Raw genomic sequence first — 18,945 nt, forward strand, 5'->3', positions numbered from 1 at the left:
CATCACGCTGCTAACAATCTATCCAGTGACTGCTGGGCAATAACCAAATGCTGCCCGCCAAACAACCTTGCACGGTTAAGCAACGTGTAGAGTTGGTAAATTGGTTGACGTTCGAGGAAATCTGCCGGTAGCGGTGAAACGGACTGATAGCCGTCATAGATTTGTGGCGGCTGTTCGGTATGCAGTGGCAACATCGCCAGATCGCACTCTCTGTCGCCCCAGTAACAGGCAGGGTCGAATATATACGGCCCCTCCGGGCCCAGAGCGCAGTTGCCAGACCATAAATCACCGTGTAACAGTGAAGGCTGTGGCTGATGTGAACTCAGACGCTGCTGAATATGCTCGACGATGGCGTCGATATTGCCGAAGGCGATCCCTTTTTCTGCCGCCAGTTCCAGTTGCCAGCCAATACGTTGTTCAGCAAAGAACGTTGACCAGCGACGTTGCCAGGTGTTGGGTTGTGGAGTAGTGGAAAGTGCGTTATCAAAATCGAGGCCAAATTGCGGCTGGTCACTCCATTGATGCAGGTGCGCAATTTGCTGTCCTAAAATAAATGCGTTATGTGCATCCAACGGGCGAGGCGGGAGATAGTCCATCACCAAAAAACTGTAGTCGCGGTCAGCGCCAACAGCCCAGACTTTAGGCACGGTGACGGTTTTACTGCGCGACAGTAATTCCAGTTGGTCGGCTTCGGCGGTAAAACCGGAAAGCAGTTCCCTTTCATCACATTTGACGAAAAAGTCACGTCCTGCATAGCGTAAATGCCATGCGGCATGGACTTCTCCGCCAGGCAGTTCATTACGCAGTTCGATTTCGCCTTCACCTAACTGCTCGCTCAAAAGACGACTGATTGCCTGCCACATGATGTCTCTCCCATGTTGTCTGCCAGATCATAAGGTTAGCGCAGGAATGCGGTGCAAAAACACGAGCTAACGCACACCACAGACTGATTATTGCCCAAAAACCATTTATTTTCTGTTGCTATGCCAGTCCTCCCAGGTGGTGATTATGATCTCTGGGTCTTTGCCTGTGGCGCTTTGGGTGAGTGCGGCAACCAGCTCTCTTATTTCATCTTCACTTTGAGTACTGATAAGCCCAAGGGTGTTCGTTCCCAGCTCATGGATATTTCCGTCATCATCCGTCATGGTCAGTAAAAAACCGTCGCGTGTCAGAAAGTTATTTAACTCATTAATTTCAGTTAATGTGTCTTCATGCAACATGACAGTAATGACATAACGGACAAGATCGCCACCAGCCATAATTCACCTCTTTGTTATCACGTGATTTTTTAGCATAGTCGGAGAAACGCGTTGTCGACAGGTTTATGGTGATTCCCCCAATATTGGGGGAATATCTCTATGAGTGGGAAAGGTAAGCGTAAATTTTTTGCGTATCGTCATGGGAGCACAGGCGAGTTCCCTGATTGAGCGTGGCGGCGCTGCCCGCAGCGACCCCAAAACGAACCATCTCTTCAAGAGAGGCATTTTCCGCCAGTTTCAGCGTCATCGCGCCGACCATGCTGTCGCCTGCACCGACGGTACTCTGGCTTTTCACCGGTGGTGGCACGACCTGAATACAGTTTTCGCTGTCCACTCCCAGCGCGCCCTGCGGACCAAGGGAAACGACAACCCGCCTGGCCTTACCGTTATTAACGATTTCCTGCGCGGCTTTGCGCACATCATCAGGTTGGGTGAGTTCGCGGTTAACCAGTGCACTGAGTTCTTTCTGGTTAGGCTTAACCAGTTCAATATTGCCAATGGCCAGGGCTGCACTTAAAGCCTCGCCAGAACTGTCGACGATGCAGCGAATCCCTTGCCTTTGCGCAGCGGAAATAAGCTGAGTTAATTTTTCCAGCTTCACTCCTGGGGGCAGGCTTCCGCTGATGACCAGGATGGCTCCAGATTCAATTTCCAGAACTTGCTCTTCAAGTTGACGAAATTCATCGTCACTTAATGTCGCGCCAGGCATGACAAATCGGTACTGCTCACCTGTAGACTCCACATGTACGTGCAGATTCTGGCGGGTCCAGTCTTTTGCTTCGACGGTCGCAACCGGGACATTTTCATCAACCAGCAGTGAAACCAGATGTTCGCCAGTCGCTCCGCCAGCCGGGAAGATTGCCGTGGCGCTCCCACCAAGGTGAGCAATGGCGCGGGCGACGTTAATACCGCCGCCACCAGGCTCGAACACCGGGGCGGTACAACGCAGTTTTCCTTCGGGATAAATTTGCGGGGTAATTGTTGCGCTATCGAGAGAGGGCGCAAGTGTCAACGTATAGATACGTACCATCATTTCCTCCTATAGGCTGATTTCAGTCTGGCACTGAATCAGTGGAAAGTGAAGAAATTAACAATATGATTTATTGGATATTTATATGAAAATAATAAGATGAAGATATATAAATATTTGTTTTCGTAATGTGCTTATTCAAAAAATGAAATAAGAAGTCGTTGCTAAGTTTTTCACTCCTTTTTATAATTTGTCACCTTTCCAGGGACGCTACTCTTTGATCCTTAAGAAAGTTTCCGGGACCGCGATGGTCTCTTTTTTTGTTGTACGGACTTTTAATAAATGAAGCTTTTGAAGATAGTTCCTGCCATCGTTATGCTGGCGGGGGGTATGTTTGCGTCTCTGAATGCAGCTGCCGATGATTCCGTTTTTACTGTCATGGACGATCCTGCCAGCGCCAAAAAACCTTTTGAAGGTAATCTGAATGCAGGCTACCTTGCACAATCAGGTAACACGAAAAGTTCTTCACTAACAGCTGATACCACTATGACCTGGTATGGGCATTCTACTGCCTGGTCGCTGTGGGGGAATGCCAGTAATACTTCTTCTAACGATGAGCGTTCTTCGGAAAAATATGCGGCGGGCGGGCGTAGCCGTTTTAATTTAACTGACTATGACTATTTATTTGGTCAAGCAAGCTGGCTGACAGACCGCTATAACGGTTATCGCGAACGCGATGTGCTGACTGCGGGTTATGGTCGCCAGTTTTTGAATGGTCCGGTACACAGCTTCCGCTTTGAATTCGGTCCTGGCGTGCGTTACGACAAATATACCGACAATGCTAGTAAAACCCAGCCGCTGGGTTATGCTTCCGGGGCTTACGCGTGGCAGTTGACCGACAACGCGAAAATTACCCAGGGCGTTTCCGTCTTTGGCGCGGAAGATACGACGCTGAACTCGGAAAGCGCGTTAAATGTGGCTATTAATGAACATTTCGGCCTGAAGGTGGCGTACAACGTTACATGGAACTCTGAACCGCCTGAATCGGCTCCAGAACATACCGATCGCCGAACAACGTTATCGCTGGGATATAAAATGTAATTACTGCCGGGCCGCGACGAGCGGTCTGGCTTTTTCGTTAGCTAATAGCATTTTACCATTCAACCCCAAATCATTGCCGCCCAACGCAGTAACAGCATTGCGCCACAAATAGCCAGCAACACCACCACCATCTTCCAGTGTTTTTTGTCAAAACGTTTTGTCGGCATGTGTTTTCCTGCGTATTTCGAGTGGTCAATATCCGAGTGTAACAAAATGGGCAGGCGTTGCCTGTATTGATTTATATCATTTCGATCATGATGATTGCCGCTTTGCCCGATAACAAATACCGTGTAAACTGCCAGACGGTATTATCAGAAAGTGGGTGTAGGTCTGGCATCGCTAATCAGCATGTTATGACATATTTCGCAGAGTGAAGCGGGAATCAGCCCAAACCTTTTTGGTAAATTTCATATGAATCTTTGTATGTGATCTTGCGTATGGGTCACCACTGCAAATAAGGATATAACATGCCTGTTATTACTCTTCCTGATGGCAGCCAACGCCATTACGACCACGCTGTAAGTCCCATGGATGTTGCGCTGGACATTGGTCCAGGTCTGGCGAAAGCCTGTATCGCAGGGCGCGTAAATGGTGAGCTGGTTGATGCTTGCGATCTGATTGAAAACGACGCACAACTGTCGATCATTACCGCAAAAGACGAAGAAGGTCTGGAGATCATTCGTCACTCCTGCGCGCACCTGTTAGGGCACGCGATTAAACAACTTTGGCCGCATACCAAAATGGCAATCGGCCCGGTTATTGACAACGGTTTCTATTACGACGTTGATCTTGACCGCACGTTAACCCAGGAAGATGTCGAAGCACTCGAGAAGCGGATGCATGAGCTTGCTGAGAAAAACTACGACGTCATTAAGAAGAAAGTCAGCTGGCACGAAGCGCGTGAAACGTTTGTTAAACGCGGCGAGAGCTATAAAGTCTCCATCCTGGACGAAAATATTGCTCATGATGACCAGCCTGGCCTCTATTTCCATGAAGAATATGTCGATATGTGCCGTGGTCCGCACGTACCGAATATGCGTTTCTGCCATCATTTCAAACTGATGAAAACGGCAGGCGCTTACTGGCGCGGCGACAGCAACAACAAAATGTTGCAGCGTATTTACGGTACTGCGTGGGCAGACAAAAAAGCCCTCAACGCTTACCTGCAGCGCCTGGAAGAAGCTGCTAAACGCGATCACCGTAAAATCGGCAAACAGCTTGACCTGTATCATATGCAGGAAGAAGCGCCGGGTATGGTATTCTGGCACAACGACGGCTGGACAATCTTCCGTGAACTGGAAGTATTCGTTCGTTCTAAACTGAAAGAGTACCAGTATCAGGAAGTAAAAGGTCCGTTCATGATGGACCGCGTCCTGTGGGAAAAAACCGGTCACTGGGACAACTACAAAGATGCAATGTTCACCACCTCTTCAGAGAACCGTGAATACTGCATTAAGCCGATGAACTGCCCGGGTCACGTACAAATTTTCAACCAGGGGCTGAAGTCGTATCGCGATCTGCCGCTGCGTATGGCCGAGTTCGGTAGCTGCCACCGTAACGAGCCGTCAGGTTCTCTGCATGGCCTGATGCGTGTACGTGGTTTTACCCAGGATGACGCGCATATCTTCTGTACTGAAGAACAAATTCGCGATGAAGTTAACGGATGTATCCGTTTAGTCTATGATATGTACAGCACTTTTGGCTTCGAAAAAATCGTGGTCAAACTTTCCACTCGTCCTGAAAAACGTATTGGCAGTGACGAAATGTGGGATCGTGCTGAGGCGGATCTGGCGGTTGCGCTGGAAGAAAACAACATCCCGTTTGAATATCAACTGGGTGAAGGCGCTTTCTACGGTCCGAAAATTGAATTTACCCTGTATGACTGCCTCGATCGTGCATGGCAGTGCGGTACAGTACAGCTGGACTTCTCCTTGCCGTCTCGTCTGAGCGCCTCTTATGTAGGCGAAGACAACGAGCGTAAGGTTCCGGTAATGATTCACCGCGCAATTCTGGGGTCAATGGAACGTTTCATTGGTATCCTGACCGAAGAGTTCGCTGGTTTCTTCCCGACCTGGCTTGCGCCAGTGCAGGTTGTTATCATGAATATTACCGATTCTCAGTCTGAATACGTTAACGAATTGACGCAAAAACTATCAAATGCGGGCATTCGTGTTAAAGCAGACTTGAGAAATGAGAAGATTGGCTTTAAAATCCGCGAGCACACTTTGCGTCGCGTCCCATATATGCTGGTCTGTGGTGATAAAGAGGTGGAATCAGGCAAAGTTGCCGTTCGCACCCGCCGTGGTAAAGACCTGGGAAGCATGGACGTAAATGAAGTGATCGAGAAGCTGCAACAAGAGATTCGCAGCCGCAGTCTTAAACAATTGGAGGAATAAGGTATTAAAGGCGGAAAACGAGTTCAAACGGCGCGCCCTAACCGTATCAATGGCGAAATTCGCGCCCAGGAAGTTCGCTTAACAGGTCTGGAAGGCGAGCAGCTTGGTATTGTGAGTCTGAGAGAAGCTCTGGAGAAAGCAGAAGAAGCCGGAGTAGACTTAGTCGAGATCAGCCCTAACGCCGAGCCGCCGGTTTGTCGTATCATGGATTACGGCAAATTCCTCTATGAAAAGAGCAAGTCTTCTAAGGAACAGAAGAAAAAGCAAAAAGTTATCCAGGTTAAGGAAATCAAATTCCGTCCTGGTACAGATGAAGGCGACTATCAGGTAAAACTCCGCAGCCTGATTCGCTTTCTGGAAGAGGGTGACAAAGCCAAAATCACACTGCGTTTCCGTGGTCGTGAGATGGCGCACCAGCAAATCGGTATGGAAGTGCTTAATCGCGTGAAAGACGATTTGCAAGAACTGGCAGTGGTCGAATCCTTCCCAACGAAGATCGAAGGCCGCCAGATGATCATGGTGCTCGCTCCTAAGAAGAAACAGTAAGGCCATCAAGTAATCATTCCTGTGGGCTTCGGCTCACAGGGTGATTCGCCTTTGTTTCTGTTTATCAACAATGCGAAGTGGAAGTTATTAAAATGCCAAAAATTAAGACCGTACGCGGTGCTGCTAAGCGCTTCAAAAAAACCGGTAAAGGTGGTTTTAAGCACAAGCACGCTAACCTGCGTCACATTCTGACCAAAAAAGCGACCAAACGTAAACGTCACCTGCGTCCGAAAGCCATGGTTTCCAAAGGCGATCTGGGCCTGGTAATCGCGTGCCTGCCGTACGCATAAGCCGTTAACGTTTTTAACTTTTTAATTAGAATATAGATACAGGAGAGCACATATGGCTCGCGTAAAACGTGGTGTTATTGCACGCGCACGTCACAAGAAAATTTTGAAACAAGCTAAAGGTTACTACGGTGCGCGTTCTCGCGTATACCGCGTTGCCTTCCAGGCTGTTATCAAAGCTGGTCAGTATGCTTACCGTGACCGTCGTCAACGTAAGCGTCAGTTCCGTCAACTGTGGATTGCGCGTATCAACGCAGCAGCACGTCAGAACGGTATTTCTTACAGCAAATTCATCAATGGCCTGAAAAAAGCCTCTGTTGAAATCGACCGTAAGATCCTGGCTGATATCGCAGTATTCGACAAAGTAGCGTTCACCGCTCTGGTTGAAAAAGCGAAAGCAGCTCTGGCATAAGCCAGTTGGAAGAGGGAGCTAGTCTCCCTCTTTTCGTTTCAACACTATCAGAACATTGACTTTTATCGCCGTAGCCTTTTCAATAAAGGTCTTTTGAAGAGTACCAAAAGGTAACGCAAGCAATGAATGCTGCTATTTTCCGCTTCTTTTTTTACTTTAGCACCTGACTCCAGGAGGCTAGCGCGTGAGAAGAGAAACGGAAAACAGCGCCTGAAAGCCTCCCAGTGGAGGCTTTTTTTGTATGCGCGTTTTGAGAAATAAAAAGCCTGTCTCATCAGGCGTAATTGTCGCAGCCAGTTTGGACACGGCCAGCGCGGAGAAACCGGAGCGTACTTAAGTACGTGAGGATTTCGAGCACTGCCCAGGACAAAATGGCAAGTAAAATAGTCTGATGGGATAGGCTCTAAGTCCAACGAACCAGTGTCACCACTGACACAATGAGGAAAACCATGTCACATCTCGCAGAACTGGTTGCCAGTGCGAAGGCGGCCATTAGCCAGGCGTCAGATGTTGCCGCGTTAGACAATGTGCGCGTCGAATATTTGGGTAAAAAAGGGCACTTAACCCTTCAGATGACGACCCTGCGTGAACTGCCGCCAGAAGAACGCCCGGCAGCCGGTGCGGTTATCAACGAAGCGAAAGAGCAGGTGCAGCAGGCGTTGAATGCGCGTAAAGCTGAACTGGAAAGCGCGGCGCTGAATGCGCGTCTGGCGGCAGAAACTATTGATGTCTCCCTGCCTGGTCGCCGTATTGAAAATGGCGGTCTGCATCCGGTGACCCGTACCATCGACCGTATCGAAAGTTTCTTCGGTGAGCTTGGCTTTACCGTGGCGACCGGGCCGGAAATCGAAGATGATTATCATAACTTCGATGCTCTGAACATTCCTGGTCACCACCCAGCGCGCGCTGACCACGACACTTTCTGGTTTGATGCAACCCGCCTGCTACGTACTCAGACGTCTGGCGTACAGATCCGTACCATGAAAGCTCAGCAGCCGCCGATTCGTATCATCGCGCCTGGACGTGTTTATCGTAACGACTACGACCAGACCCACACGCCGATGTTCCATCAGATGGAAGGTCTGATTGTTGATACCAACATCAGCTTTACCAACCTGAAAGGCACGTTGCACGACTTCCTGCGTAACTTCTTTGAAGAAGATTTGCAAATTCGTTTCCGTCCTTCCTATTTCCCGTTCACCGAACCGTCTGCAGAAGTCGACGTCATGGGTAAAAACGGCAAATGGCTGGAAGTGCTGGGTTGTGGGATGGTGCATCCGAACGTGCTGCGTAACGTTGGTATCGACCCGGAAGTTTACTCTGGTTTCGCCTTCGGGATGGGAATGGAGCGTCTGACCATGTTGCGTTATGGCGTCACCGACCTGCGTTCATTCTTCGAAAACGATCTGCGTTTCCTCAAACAGTTTAAATAAGGCAGGAATAGATTATGAAATTCAGTGAACTGTGGTTACGCGAATGGGTGAACCCAGCGATTGATAGCGACGCGCTGGCGAATCAAATCACCATGGCGGGTCTGGAAGTTGACGGTGTAGAACCCGTTGCAGGTAGCTTCCACGGCGTGGTTGTCGGTGAAGTGGTTGAGTGTGCCCAGCATCCGAACGCGGACAAACTGCGTGTGACGAAAGTCAATGTCGGCGGCGATCGCCTGCTGGATATCGTCTGCGGTGCGCCAAACTGCCGTCAGGGGCTGCGTGTGGCGGTAGCGACTATTGGTGCTGTTCTGCCAGGCGATTTCAAAATTAAAGCGGCGAAACTGCGTGGCGAACCGTCTGAAGGGATGCTGTGCTCCTTCTCTGAGCTGGGTATTTCTGACGATCACAACGGCATTATCGAACTGCCAGCGGATGCGCCAATTGGCACCGACATCCGCGAATACCTGAAACTTGATGACAACACTATCGAAATCAGCGTTACGCCAAACCGTGCCGACTGCTTAGGCATCATTGGTGTTGCGCGTGACGTGGCTGTGCTGAATCAACTACCGCTGATTGAACCGGAAATCGTTCCGGTTGGTGCGACCATCGACGACACGCTGCCGATTGCAGTAGAAGCGCCGGAAGCCTGCCCGCGTTACCTTGGGCGTGTGGTTAAAGGCATTAATGTTAAAGCGCCAACCCCGCTGTGGATGAAAGAAAAACTGCGTCGCTGCGGTATTCGTTCTATTGATGCGGTGGTTGACGTAACCAACTACGTGCTGCTCGAACTGGGCCAGCCGATGCACGCTTTCGATAAAGATCGTATTGAAGGCGGCATTGTGGTGCGGATGGCGAAAGAGGGTGAAACGCTGGTGCTGCTCGACGGTACTGAAGCGAAGCTGAATGCTGACACCCTGGTCATTGCCGACCACAACAAGGCGCTGGCGATGGGCGGCATTTTCGGTGGCGAACACTCTGGCGTAAATGAAGAAACGCAGAACGTCCTGCTGGAATGTGCTTTCTTCAGCCCGCTGTCTATCACCGGTCGTGCTCGTCGCCATGGTCTGCATACCGATGCGTCTCATCGTTACGAGCGTGGTGTTGATCCGGCACTGCAGCACAAAGCGATGGAACGTGCGACCCGTCTGCTGATTGACATCTGCGGCGGTGAAGCTGGCCCGATTATCGATATCACTAACGAAGCAACGCTGCCGAAGCGTGCGACCATCACTCTTCGTCGTAGCAAACTGGATCGCCTGATCGGCCATCATATTGCTGATGAACAGGTGACTGACATTCTGCGTCGTCTCGGCTGTGAAGTGACCGAAGGCAAGGACGAGTGGCAGGCTGTTGCGCCAAGCTGGCGTTTCGACATGGAGATTGAAGAAGATCTGGTCGAAGAAGTGGCGCGTGTTTACGGCTACAACAACATCCCGGATGAGCCAGTACAGGCGAGCCTGATTATGGGCACTCATCGTGAAGCTGACCTGTCACTCAAGCGCGTGAAAACGCTGCTCAACGACAAAGGCTATCAGGAAGTGATCACTTACAGCTTCGTTGATCCGAAAGTTCAACAGATGATCCATCCGGGCGTTGAAGCCTTACTGCTGCCAAGCCCGATTTCCGTTGAAATGTCGGCAATGCGTCTTTCTCTGTGGACTGGCCTGCTGGCAACCGTGGTGTACAACCAGAACCGTCAGCAAAACCGTGTGCGTATTTTCGAAAGCGGTCTGCGTTTCGTGCCGGATACTCAGGCACCGTTGGGCATTCGTCAGGATCTGATGTTAGCTGGTGTGATTTGCGGTAACCGCTACGAAGAGCACTGGAACCTGGCAAAAGAGACCGTTGATTTCTATGATTTGAAAGGCGATCTTGAATCCGTTCTCGACCTGACCGGTAAACTGGCTGACGTTGAGTTCCGTGCAGAAGCGAATCCGGCACTGCATCCGGGACAATCCGCAGCGATTTATCTGAAAGGTGAACGCATTGGTTTTGTTGGGGTTGTTCATCCTGAACTGGAACGTAAACTGGATCTTAACGGTCGCACTCTGGTGTTTGAACTGGAGTGGAACAAGCTCGCAGACCGCGTGGTGCCTCAGGCGCGCGAGATTTCTCGCTTCCCGGCGAACCGTCGTGACATCGCTGTTGTGGTCGCAGAAAACGTTCCTGCTGCGGATATTTTATCCGAATGTAAGAAAGTTGGCGTAAATCAGGTAGTTGGCGTAAACTTATTTGACGTGTACCGTGGTAAGGGTGTTGCGGAGGGGTATAAGAGCCTCGCCATTAGCCTGATCCTGCAAGATACCAGCCGTACACTTGAAGAAGAGGAGATTGCCGCTACCGTCGCCAAATGTGTAGAGGCATTAAAAGAGCGATTCCAGGCATCATTGAGGGATTGAACCTATGGCGCTTACAAAAGCTGAAATGTCAGAATATCTGTTTGATAAGCTTGGGCTTAGCAAGCGGGATGCCAAAGAACTGGTTGAACTGTTTTTCGAAGAGATCCGTCGCGCTCTGGAAAACGGCGAACAGGTGAAACTCTCTGGTTTTGGTAACTTCGATCTGCGTGATAAGAATCAACGCCCGGGACGTAACCCGAAAACGGGCGAAGATATTCCCATTACAGCACGGCGCGTGGTGACCTTCAGACCCGGACAGAAGTTAAAGAGCCGTGTCGAAAACGCTTCGCCCAAAGACGAGTAATCTGATCTAACTAAAAAGGCCGCTCTGCGGCCTTTTTTCTTTTCACTCCCGGCGAGTCACCGTAAAATCAACAGCATTACTCTGCAGCTGAACGGATACCATGCTGACACTTGCCCGCCAACAACAGCGACAAAATGTACGCTGGTTATTTAGCCTGTCAGTATTAATGCTGCTGGCGCTTCTTTTAAGCCTCTGTGCTGGTGAACAATGGATCTCGCCAACTGACTGGTTTACCCCCCGAGGCGAGCTTTTTGTCTGGCAAATACGTCTTCCACGTACGCTGGCTGTATTGCTGGTTGGTGCGGCGCTGGCGTTATCCGGCGCAGTAATGCAGGCGTTATTTGAAAACCCGCTTGCAGAACCCGGGTTACTCGGCGTTTCTAATGGCGCTGGTGTAGGCCTTATCGCTGCTGTATTGCTGGGGCACGGGCAATTACCTGAGTGGGCGCTGGGACTTTGTGCCATTGCTGGTGCACTCATTATCACTTTAATTCTCCTGCGTTTTGCCCGCCGTCATCTTTCGACCAGCCGATTATTGCTGGCGGGAGTTGCATTAGGGATTATCTGTAGCGCATTAATGACGTGGGCCATCTACTTTTCCACATCGGTTGATTTGCGCCAGTTAATGTACTGGATGATGGGCGGCTTTGGCGGTGTTGACTGGCGGCAAAGCTGGCTGATGGTGGCGTTGATCCCGGTATTGTTGTGGATTTGCTGTCAGTCCAGACCGATGAATATGTTAGCTCTTGGCGAGGTCTCGGCGCGACAGCTGGGGCTGCCTCTTTGGTTCTGGCGCAATGTACTGGTAGCAGCAACCGGCTGGATGGTCGGCGTCAGTGTGGCGCTTGCTGGTGCTATTGGATTTATTGGTCTGGTGATCCCGCATATTCTGCGGCTGTGCGGGTTAACCGATCACCGTGTTTTACTTCCTGGCTGTGCTCTGGCAGGCGCTACGGCATTGCTACTCGCTGATGTCGTCGCTCGTCTGGCACTGGTTTCCGCCGAGCTGCCAATTGGTGTAGTCACCGCTACGTTGGGCGCACCGGTGTTTATCTGGCTATTGTTAAAAGCAGGACGTTAGCCGTAAAAAGAAGGTCTATGATTAAAAGCTAAGATTTTTACTGACCACATCCAGGAGACACGATGCAAGATTCCATTCTGACGACCGTAGTGAAGGATATCGACGGTGAAGTGACCACGCTGGAGAAATATGCCGGTAATGTACTGTTGATTGTCAATGTTGCCTCAAAGTGTGGCTTAACGCCGCAATATGAGCAGCTGGAGAATATTCAGAAAGCCTGGGCCGATCGTGGTTTTGTCGTGCTGGGATTTCCGTGCAACCAGTTTCTTGAGCAAGAGCCGGGCAGTGATGAAGAGATTAAAACTTACTGTACAACCACCTGGGGAGTAACGTTCCCGATGTTCAGTAAGATTGAGGTCAATGGTGAAGGTCGCCATCCGCTGTATCAAAAACTGATTGCCGCAGCGCCGACCGCAGTCGCGCCGGAAGAAAGCGGATTCTATGCGCGCATGGCCAGTAAGGGGCGTGCGCCACTGTATCCTGATGATATTTTATGGAATTTTGAGAAATTCCTGGTAGGCAGGGACGGCAAGGTCATCCAGCGTTTTTCCCCGGATATGACGCCGGAAGATCCCATTGTAATGGAAAGTATTAAACTGGCGTTGGCAAAATAATGTCTATTGTGATGCAGTTGCAGGATGTAGCGGAATCAACCCGCCTGGGGCCGCTTTCGGGTGAAGTTCGGGCAGGGGAGATCCTGCATCTGGTGGGGCCAAACGGCGCGGGTAAGAGTACCTTGCTGGCGCGAATGGCCGGAATGACCAGCGGTAAGGGAAGCATTCAGTTCGCGGGGCAACCACTGGAAGCATGGTCCGCAACAAAACTCGCGCTGCATCGCGCCTATCTTTCGCAACAACAAACACCGCCATTTGCTATGCCGGTCTGGCATTACCTGACCCTGCATCAGCATGATAAAACGCGTAGCGATCTGCTAAATGATGTCGCTGGGGCGCTGGCTCTTGATGACAAGCTCGGACGTAGCACCAATCAACTTTCCGGTGGTGAATGGCAACGCGTACGTCTTGCTGCGGTGGTGCTGCAAATCACGCCGCAAGCCAATCCTGTAGGGCAATTGCTGCTTCTCGATGAACCCATGAACAGCCTTGACGTTGCCCAACAAAGTGCGTTAGACAAAATTCTGAGCGAGCTGTGCCAGCAAGGACTGGCGATTGTGATGAGCAGTCACGACCTTAATCACACATTGCGTCACGCGCATCGTGCGTGGCTGCTAAAAGGCGGGAAATTGCTGGCCAGTGGACGCCGGGAGGAAGTTCTGACACCGCCTAATCTGGCGCAGGCCTATGGGATGAATTTCCGCCGTCTGGACATTGAAGGTCACAGAATGCTGATTTCGACTGCCTGATAACAATAGCATCTTGAAAATCGGGTAATTTCGACGCTAAATTAATGCAAGAATAAAAAACAGAGGATTCGTACGGAATGCGTTTCTGCCTTATTTTAATCACAGCACTGTTTCTGGCCGGGTGTAGCCATCATAAAGCGCCGCCACCAAACGCCAGACTTTCTGACTCTATTACCGTGATTGCCGGTTTGAACGATCAACTACAAAGCTGGCATGGCACACCTTATCGTTATGGTGGTATGAGTCGTCGTGGGGTTGACTGCTCAGGCTTTGTGGTCGTAACGATGCGCGATCGTTTCGATTTGCAGTTGCCGCGTGAAACAAAGCAACAGGCCTCTATCGGTACTCAAATTGATAAAGACGAGTTGCTGCCAGGCGATCTGGTTTTCTTCAAAACCGGCTCTGGGCAAAATGGTTTACATGTGGGTATTTATGATACCAATAACCAATTTATTCACGCCTCTACCAGCAAAGGGGTGATGCGCTCTTCCCTTGATAATGTTTACTGGCAGAAAAATTTCTGGCAAGCGAGACGAATCTAGTATGTCGAAAAGGACGGTGATGTATCATCGTCCTTTTACTTCTGAATACCGTAGTATTTTTCAGACAAAAATTCCGTAAAGGGAATATTCGTTTATAATTAGAATAATCTAAAAAAGGACCCATGAAAAAGTGGTTAACAAGGAACAAATGAAAGTTATCCTTTCTGTTTTTTTTATGTTTTATGGTCTCATCCTTTTTAGCCGGATTTGTAAAAATATTTCTGGAGAAGGGCGATTACCATGAAGATTTTACTGGATAATGTTTATCATTCTGATTGCTATTTCCTGCCGATAAGAGATAGCCGGCAAAATCTTGTTGGGGTTGAATTAATAACCCATTTCTCCAGTGAAGACGGTATGGTTCGCATCCCGACCACGCGGGTTATGGCGCAGCTTTCCGAGGAACAGCATTGGCAGCTATTTGCCGAGCAGCTAGAATTACTTAAATCATGCCAGCATTTTTTTATTCAACACAAATTTTTCGCATGGATAAATTTGACGCCACAAGTAGCAAGATTATTATTAGGTGCTAATAATTACGCAGACCAACTATTAAAATTTCCTTTCATTGAATTGCGGATTAATGAAAATTATCCACAACTTAATGAGGGAAAAGACAATTGTAATCTCTTGCGCTTATCACAAATTTCTCCGTTGGTGTTGGGGAATTTAGGTGCGGGCAACAGCAACATGAAAGCAATATTTGATGGTCTTTTCACTCGAGTTATGTTGGATAAAGGCTTTGTTAAGCAACAAATAGCTAATACATCCTTCGCGCCATTTATTCGTGCTATTCATACGCAAATTTCGCCTTGTTGCAGCTATATCATTGCGGCAGGTATCGATACCTCAGAAATGTTGGCGCGAATCACACCGTATGGTTTTCATGCCCTACAAGGATGCTTATGGCCTGCTGTTCCCGTCAGTCAGGTAACAACGCTGGTTCAGCGATAACCCTTTTGTTTGCTGGTGTTTAAGATGAGGGTAACCGTCTACACTATCAGACAGGAGGATCTATGACCCTGTCTTTTATTACCCGCTGGCGCGATGAATTGCCAGCAACTTATACAGCACTTTCCCCCACGCCTTTAAATAATGCCCGGCTGATTTGGCATAATGCTGAACTGGCTAACACGCTGGGTATTCCATCGTCACTGTTTGAACGTGGTGCTGACGTCTGGGGGGGAGAAACATTACTGCCTGGCATGTCGCCACTGGCGCAGGTCTACAGCGGTCATCAGTTTGGCGTCTGGGCGGGCCAGTTGGGTGACGGGCGTGGCATTCTTCTCGGTGAGCAACAACTTGCCGATGGCACAACAATGGACTGGCATCTGAAAGGAGCGGGGCTGACGCCTTATTCGCGAATGGGCGATGGACGGGCGGTATTACGCTCTACGATTCGTGAAAGTCTCGCCAGTGAGGCGATGCATTATCTGGGCATTCCGACGACGCGCGCTTTAAGCATCGTTACCAGCGATACGCCAGTTTACCGGGAAACGGTAGAATCAGGCGCGATGCTAATGCGCGTGGCGCAAAGCCATCTGCGATTTGGTCACTTCGAACACTTTTACTATCGCCGCGAGCCGGAAAAGGTTCGCCAGTTGGCTGACTTCGCCATCCGTCATTACTGGTCACATCTTCAGGATGATGAGGATAAATACCGTCTCTGGTTTACCGATGTTGTCGCACGTACCGCGTCGTTAATTGCTCACTGGCAGACAGTCGGTTTTGCTCATGGTGTTATGAACACTGACAACATGTCGATTCTCGGACTGACGTTCGATTACGGGCCGTTCGGCTTCCTCGATGATTACGAGCCTGGTTTTATCTGTAATCACTCTGACCATCAGGGGCGTTATAGTTTTGATAATCAGCCTGCCGTCGCGTTGTGGAATTTACAGCGTCTGGCACAGACATTGTCGCCATTTATTGCTGTGGATGCGCTCAATGCGGCGCTGGATAGCTATCAACAGGTTTTGTTGACACATTATGGGCAACGAATGCGGCAGAAACTGGGCTTTATGACGGAACAAAAAGAAGATAACGCGCTGCTGAATGAATTATTCAGTTTGATGGCGCGAGAGCGCAGCGACTATATCCGTACATTTCGCATCCTTAGCCTGGTTGAACAGCGCAGTCCGGCATCGCCACTGCGTGATGAGTTTATTGATCGTGCGGCATTTGATGACTGGTTTGCCCGTTATCGGGCGCGTTTGCAGCAAGATAACGTCACCGACAGCGAACGTCAGCAACTTATGCAAAGCGTCAATCCGGCGTTGGTGTTGCGCAACTGGCTGGCACAACGAGCCATTGAGGCGGCGGAACAGGGCGATATGACGGAATTACACCGCCTGCATGAGGCGTTGCGAAATCCTTTCAGCGACAGAGATGATGATTATGTCAGCCGTCCACCGGACTGGGGCAAACGGCTGGAAGTCAGCTGCTCAAGTTAAACGCTACTTTGTCAGTAGCAGTTTGCCAGCCTGGGTTTTACGGAGCAGATATTCTTGTCCGTCATGATCAATGATCAGTTTGCCATCCGGACCTAACAGTGTCTGGCTGGCAATGCGTCGAACAGGCTGCGGGGAAGAGGCCTTCTGACTTGCATCCGTTTTAGGCGTGAGTCTGCTGCTATCCGTATAGCTCATAAAAACTAATAATAATTGATATAACAATGATTCTTATTATCAATACAATCTTGCGCCAGGGCAAGTAATAATTCATTGATAAGACAAGCTATTGAGCAGAAATGCCCATTCCAGACGGAACGGGCATGTATTCAGAAGCGGGTATCCACCGCAGAGGCGAGTTTTTCGACCAGGTGTTCGGTATCTTCCCAGCCTAAACACGGATCGGTAATTGACTGACCGTAAGTGAGCGGCTGACCACCGACGATTTTTTGCGTTCCTTCGCGCAGGAAACTTTCCGCCATAATTCCGGCAATCGCGGTAGAGCCATTGCGGATTTGCTGGCAAATATCCTCACAAACCTCTAACTGGCGACGATGCTGCTTCTGGCAATTGCCGTGGCTGAAATCCACTACCAGATGTTCAGGTAAATCAAACTCGTGCAGCGTATCGCAGGCGGCGGCGATATCATCGGCATGGTAATTCGGCTTTTTGCCGCCGCGCATAATAATGTGACCATACGGGTTGCCGCTGGTCTGATAGATGGTCATCTGACCGTTTTTGTCTGGTGAGAGGAACATATGGCTGGCGCGCGCCGCGCGAATCGCGTCCACGGCAATACGCGTGTTGCCATCAGTACCATTTTTAAAGCCTACCGGGCATGAGAGCGCGGAAGCCATTTCGCGGTGGATCTGGCTTTCGGTAGTGCGTGCGCCAATCGCGCCCCAGCTAATTAAGTCAGCAATAAACTGACCGGTCACCATATCGAGAAACTCGGTCGCGGTGGGAACGCCCAGCTCATTTACCTGCAACAGTAACTTACGCGCCAGTTCGAGGCCGTGATTTACCCGATAGCTGCCGTTTAAATCCGGATCGGAAATTAATCCTTTCCAGCCGACAACGGTTCGTGGTTTTTCAAAATAGGTGCGCATTACGATTTCCAGCCGTGACTGGTACTGGTTGCGCAGCGCCTGCAGACGGGTGGCGTACTCCATTGCAGCGGTGAGATCGTGGATCGAGCAGGGGCCAATAATGACCAACAGTCGCTTGTCTTCACCATTCAGTATTTTTTCAATTCTGCGGCGGGAATCGGTGACATGGCTGGCGACGCCAGGCGTTACGGGATACCGTAGCGCGAGTTCGGCGGGCGTTACCAGACTCTCGATACGCGCAGTACGGAGTTCGTCAGTTCTGTTCATTACAAGTCTCAGAAATTTGTTGCTTCAACGGCAGGACTACCGGGAAGTGATGCGCATCACGATAAACCAATCCCTGCTGATTTCAAGTGCGAGGCAGGTTACGCCTCGCTCAATTGACGGCATAATAACAAAAAAGCGAACTCTTATACTAGTTTTCTAGTACATTCTCCGGCTAAGACCCATGATATCGAGGATCTTGGTGGCAATCTCTTCTACCGAATAATTGGTACTGTTGATCCACGGGATCTGATTTTTACGGTACAACGCTTCTACTTCCGCGACTTCCATCCGACACTGACGAAGCGAGGCATAGCGACTGTTTTCCCGACGCTCTTCGCGAATAGCCGCCAGACGCTCAGGGTCGATGGTTAGCCCGAACAGTTTATGCTGTAGCGGTTTAAGGGACGCGGGAAGCACCAGATTATCCATGTCATCGGCAATAAAGGGGTAGTTTGCCGCGCGGATACCAAACTGCATCGCCAGATACAGACTGGTGGGAGTTTTACCGCAACGAGAAACGCCGAGCAGGATCACCTGTGCCTGATCCAGATTTCGCAACGAAATGCCGTCATCATGAGCGAGGGTGTAATCAATCGCCGCAATGCGCGCATCATATTTATTAAGGTTGTTGGGATTCAGACCATGGGTTCGATGGGCAATCGGCGTCGGGTCCAGCTTCATTTCTTGTTGTAGCGGGGCAACCAGCGCCTGAACGATATCCTGACAAAAACCTTCACTTTGCAAGATGATGGCGCGAATTTCCGGTAACACGATGGAGTAGAAGACCAGCGGGCGCACACCTGTTTGCTGATAAATCGCGTCTATTTGGTCTTTCACCGCCCGCGCCCGGCTCTCATTTTCGACAAACGGCAGCGTAATGCTGCTGATAGTAACGGGAAATTGCGACATCACTGCGTGTCCTAATACCTCCGCAGTTATTGCCGTACCATCAGAAATATAAAAAACGTGGCGATCAACAGCATTATCCATTTTGTTCTTCCCGTGATGCAGACATAATTCTAT

22 protein-coding genes and 1 other annotated feature are annotated in these 18,945 nt (G+C 49.9%); of the genes, 15 read left to right on the forward strand and 7 right to left on the reverse strand.

The features are described from left to right. Positions 1-2: 2 nt before the first annotated feature. The 3 genes from BEG40_RS02175 to pfkB form a co-directional block, all read right to left on the reverse strand. Positions 3-863: a fructosamine kinase family protein gene (locus BEG40_RS02175; RefSeq protein WP_000267675.1), complete on the reverse strand. Its 861-nt coding sequence runs from the start codon at positions 861-863 to the stop codon at positions 3-5. 105 nt (positions 864-968) lie between these two features. Beyond that, positions 969-1,259 (reverse strand): type V toxin-antitoxin system endoribonuclease antitoxin GhoS, encoded by a 291-nt coding sequence (gene ghoS, locus BEG40_RS02180; protein WP_105284805.1) that lies wholly within the window; start codon positions 1,257-1,259, stop codon positions 969-971. Between the two features lie 97 nt (positions 1,260-1,356). Further along, positions 1,357-2,289, reverse strand: a complete 933-nt coding sequence (gene pfkB, locus BEG40_RS02185; protein ID WP_105284806.1) for a 6-phosphofructokinase II — start codon at positions 2,287-2,289, stop codon at positions 1,357-1,359. Positions 2,290-2,571: 282 nt separating this feature from the next. Between pfkB and BEG40_RS02190 the strand changes: the two genes are divergently transcribed. After that, a complete protein-coding gene (locus BEG40_RS02190) occupies positions 2,572-3,330 on the forward strand; it encodes a DUF481 domain-containing protein (protein WP_105284807.1) in 759 nt (252 codons plus the stop codon). A gap of 59 nt (positions 3,331-3,389) precedes the next feature. Here the strand turns inward: BEG40_RS02190 and yniD are convergent, their stop codons facing one another. Further along, positions 3,390-3,497, reverse strand: coding sequence for a small membrane protein YniD (yniD, locus tag BEG40_RS02195; RefSeq protein WP_001142445.1), 108 nt, complete (start codon positions 3,495-3,497; stop codon positions 3,390-3,392). 300 nt (positions 3,498-3,797) lie between these two features. On the opposite strand from yniD, the gene thrS reads away from it, so the two are divergent. The 14 genes from thrS to selO all read left to right on the forward strand — a co-directional run bounded on the left by thrS (position 3,798) and on the right by selO (position 16,549). Continuing rightward, positions 3,798-5,726, forward strand: coding sequence for a threonine--tRNA ligase (gene thrS / locus BEG40_RS02200; protein WP_001144207.1), 1,929 nt, complete (start codon positions 3,798-3,800; stop codon positions 5,724-5,726). A gap of 3 nt (positions 5,727-5,729) precedes the next feature. Beyond that, entirely contained in the window at positions 5,730-6,272 is a 543-nt protein-coding gene (gene infC / locus BEG40_RS02205; protein ID WP_001700733.1) for a translation initiation factor IF-3, read from the forward strand. A gap of 92 nt (positions 6,273-6,364) precedes the next feature. Further along, positions 6,365-6,562 carry a 50S ribosomal protein L35 gene (gene rpmI, locus BEG40_RS02210; RefSeq protein WP_001124225.1) on the forward strand — a complete coding sequence of 66 codons (198 nt, stop codon included), beginning with the start codon at positions 6,365-6,367 and terminating at the stop codon, positions 6,560-6,562. A gap of 52 nt (positions 6,563-6,614) precedes the next feature. Beyond that, positions 6,615-6,971 (forward strand): 50S ribosomal protein L20, encoded by a 357-nt coding sequence (gene rplT, locus BEG40_RS02215; protein WP_000124850.1) that lies wholly within the window; start codon positions 6,615-6,617, stop codon positions 6,969-6,971. A 116-nt stretch (positions 6,972-7,087) separates the two neighbouring features. Continuing rightward, positions 7,088-7,212 (forward strand) — a sequence feature (Phe leader region). Further along, positions 7,094-7,138, forward strand: coding sequence for a pheST operon leader peptide PheM (gene pheM / locus BEG40_RS21840; RefSeq protein ID WP_001386830.1), 45 nt, complete (start codon positions 7,094-7,096; stop codon positions 7,136-7,138). (Overlaps the previous feature by 45 nt.) A 208-nt stretch (positions 7,213-7,420) precedes the next feature. Beyond that, complete coding sequence (gene pheS / locus BEG40_RS02225) at positions 7,421-8,404, forward strand: phenylalanine--tRNA ligase subunit alpha (RefSeq protein WP_000018588.1); 984 nt, start codon at positions 7,421-7,423, stop codon at positions 8,402-8,404. A gap of 14 nt (positions 8,405-8,418) precedes the next feature. Further along, the gene (pheT, locus tag BEG40_RS02230; RefSeq protein ID WP_105282746.1) at positions 8,419-10,806 is read left to right on the forward strand and encodes a phenylalanine--tRNA ligase subunit beta; all 2,388 of its coding nucleotides are present in this window, start codon (positions 8,419-8,421) and stop codon (positions 10,804-10,806) included. Between the two features lie 4 nt (positions 10,807-10,810). Further along, positions 10,811-11,110, forward strand: a complete 300-nt coding sequence (ihfA, locus tag BEG40_RS02235) for an integration host factor subunit alpha (RefSeq protein ID WP_001229265.1) — start codon at positions 10,811-10,813, stop codon at positions 11,108-11,110. 100 nt (positions 11,111-11,210) lie between these two features. Continuing rightward, complete coding sequence (gene btuC / locus BEG40_RS02240) at positions 11,211-12,191, forward strand: vitamin B12 ABC transporter permease BtuC (RefSeq protein WP_105284808.1); 981 nt, start codon at positions 11,211-11,213, stop codon at positions 12,189-12,191. Between the two features lie 62 nt (positions 12,192-12,253). Beyond that, positions 12,254-12,805, forward strand: coding sequence for a bifunctional thioredoxin/glutathione peroxidase (btuE, locus tag BEG40_RS02245; protein WP_001154179.1), 552 nt, complete (start codon positions 12,254-12,256; stop codon positions 12,803-12,805). Beyond that, positions 12,805-13,554: a vitamin B12 ABC transporter ATP-binding protein BtuD gene (gene btuD / locus BEG40_RS02250; RefSeq protein WP_105284809.1), complete on the forward strand. Its 750-nt coding sequence runs from the start codon at positions 12,805-12,807 to the stop codon at positions 13,552-13,554. Before btuE ends, btuD begins: the two co-directional genes overlap by 1 nt. A gap of 77 nt (positions 13,555-13,631) precedes the next feature. Further along, the gene (locus BEG40_RS02255) at positions 13,632-14,096 is read left to right on the forward strand and encodes a C40 family peptidase (protein ID WP_001209771.1); all 465 of its coding nucleotides are present in this window, start codon (positions 13,632-13,634) and stop codon (positions 14,094-14,096) included. 240 nt (positions 14,097-14,336) lie between these two features. Further along, positions 14,337-15,050, forward strand: a complete 714-nt coding sequence (locus BEG40_RS02260) for an EAL domain-containing protein (RefSeq protein ID WP_016158169.1) — start codon at positions 14,337-14,339, stop codon at positions 15,048-15,050. A gap of 62 nt (positions 15,051-15,112) precedes the next feature. Beyond that, on the forward strand, positions 15,113-16,549 hold the full coding sequence (selO, locus tag BEG40_RS02265) for a protein adenylyltransferase SelO (protein ID WP_105284810.1): 1,437 nt from the start codon (positions 15,113-15,115) through the stop codon (positions 16,547-16,549). A gap of 3 nt (positions 16,550-16,552) precedes the next feature. On the opposite strand, the gene hemP is transcribed toward selO, so the two are convergent. From hemP to ppsR, 3 genes are all read right to left on the reverse strand, one after another. Then, the gene (hemP, locus tag BEG40_RS02270; protein WP_010349995.1) at positions 16,553-16,744 is read right to left on the reverse strand and encodes a hemin uptake protein HemP; all 192 of its coding nucleotides are present in this window, start codon (positions 16,742-16,744) and stop codon (positions 16,553-16,555) included. 131 nt (positions 16,745-16,875) lie between these two features. Continuing rightward, a complete protein-coding gene (gene aroH / locus BEG40_RS02275) occupies positions 16,876-17,922 on the reverse strand; it encodes a 3-deoxy-7-phosphoheptulonate synthase AroH (protein ID WP_001082211.1) in 1,047 nt (348 codons plus the stop codon). A gap of 156 nt (positions 17,923-18,078) precedes the next feature. Further along, positions 18,079-18,912: a posphoenolpyruvate synthetase regulatory kinase/phosphorylase PpsR gene (ppsR, locus tag BEG40_RS02280; protein ID WP_000368056.1), complete on the reverse strand. Its 834-nt coding sequence runs from the start codon at positions 18,910-18,912 to the stop codon at positions 18,079-18,081. Positions 18,913-18,945 lie beyond the last annotated feature (33 nt).

The organism is Escherichia sp. MOD1-EC5495 (assembly GCF_002965965.1).
In the GTDB taxonomy this organism is placed as follows: Bacteria; Pseudomonadota; Gammaproteobacteria; order Enterobacterales; family Enterobacteriaceae; genus Escherichia; species Escherichia ruysiae.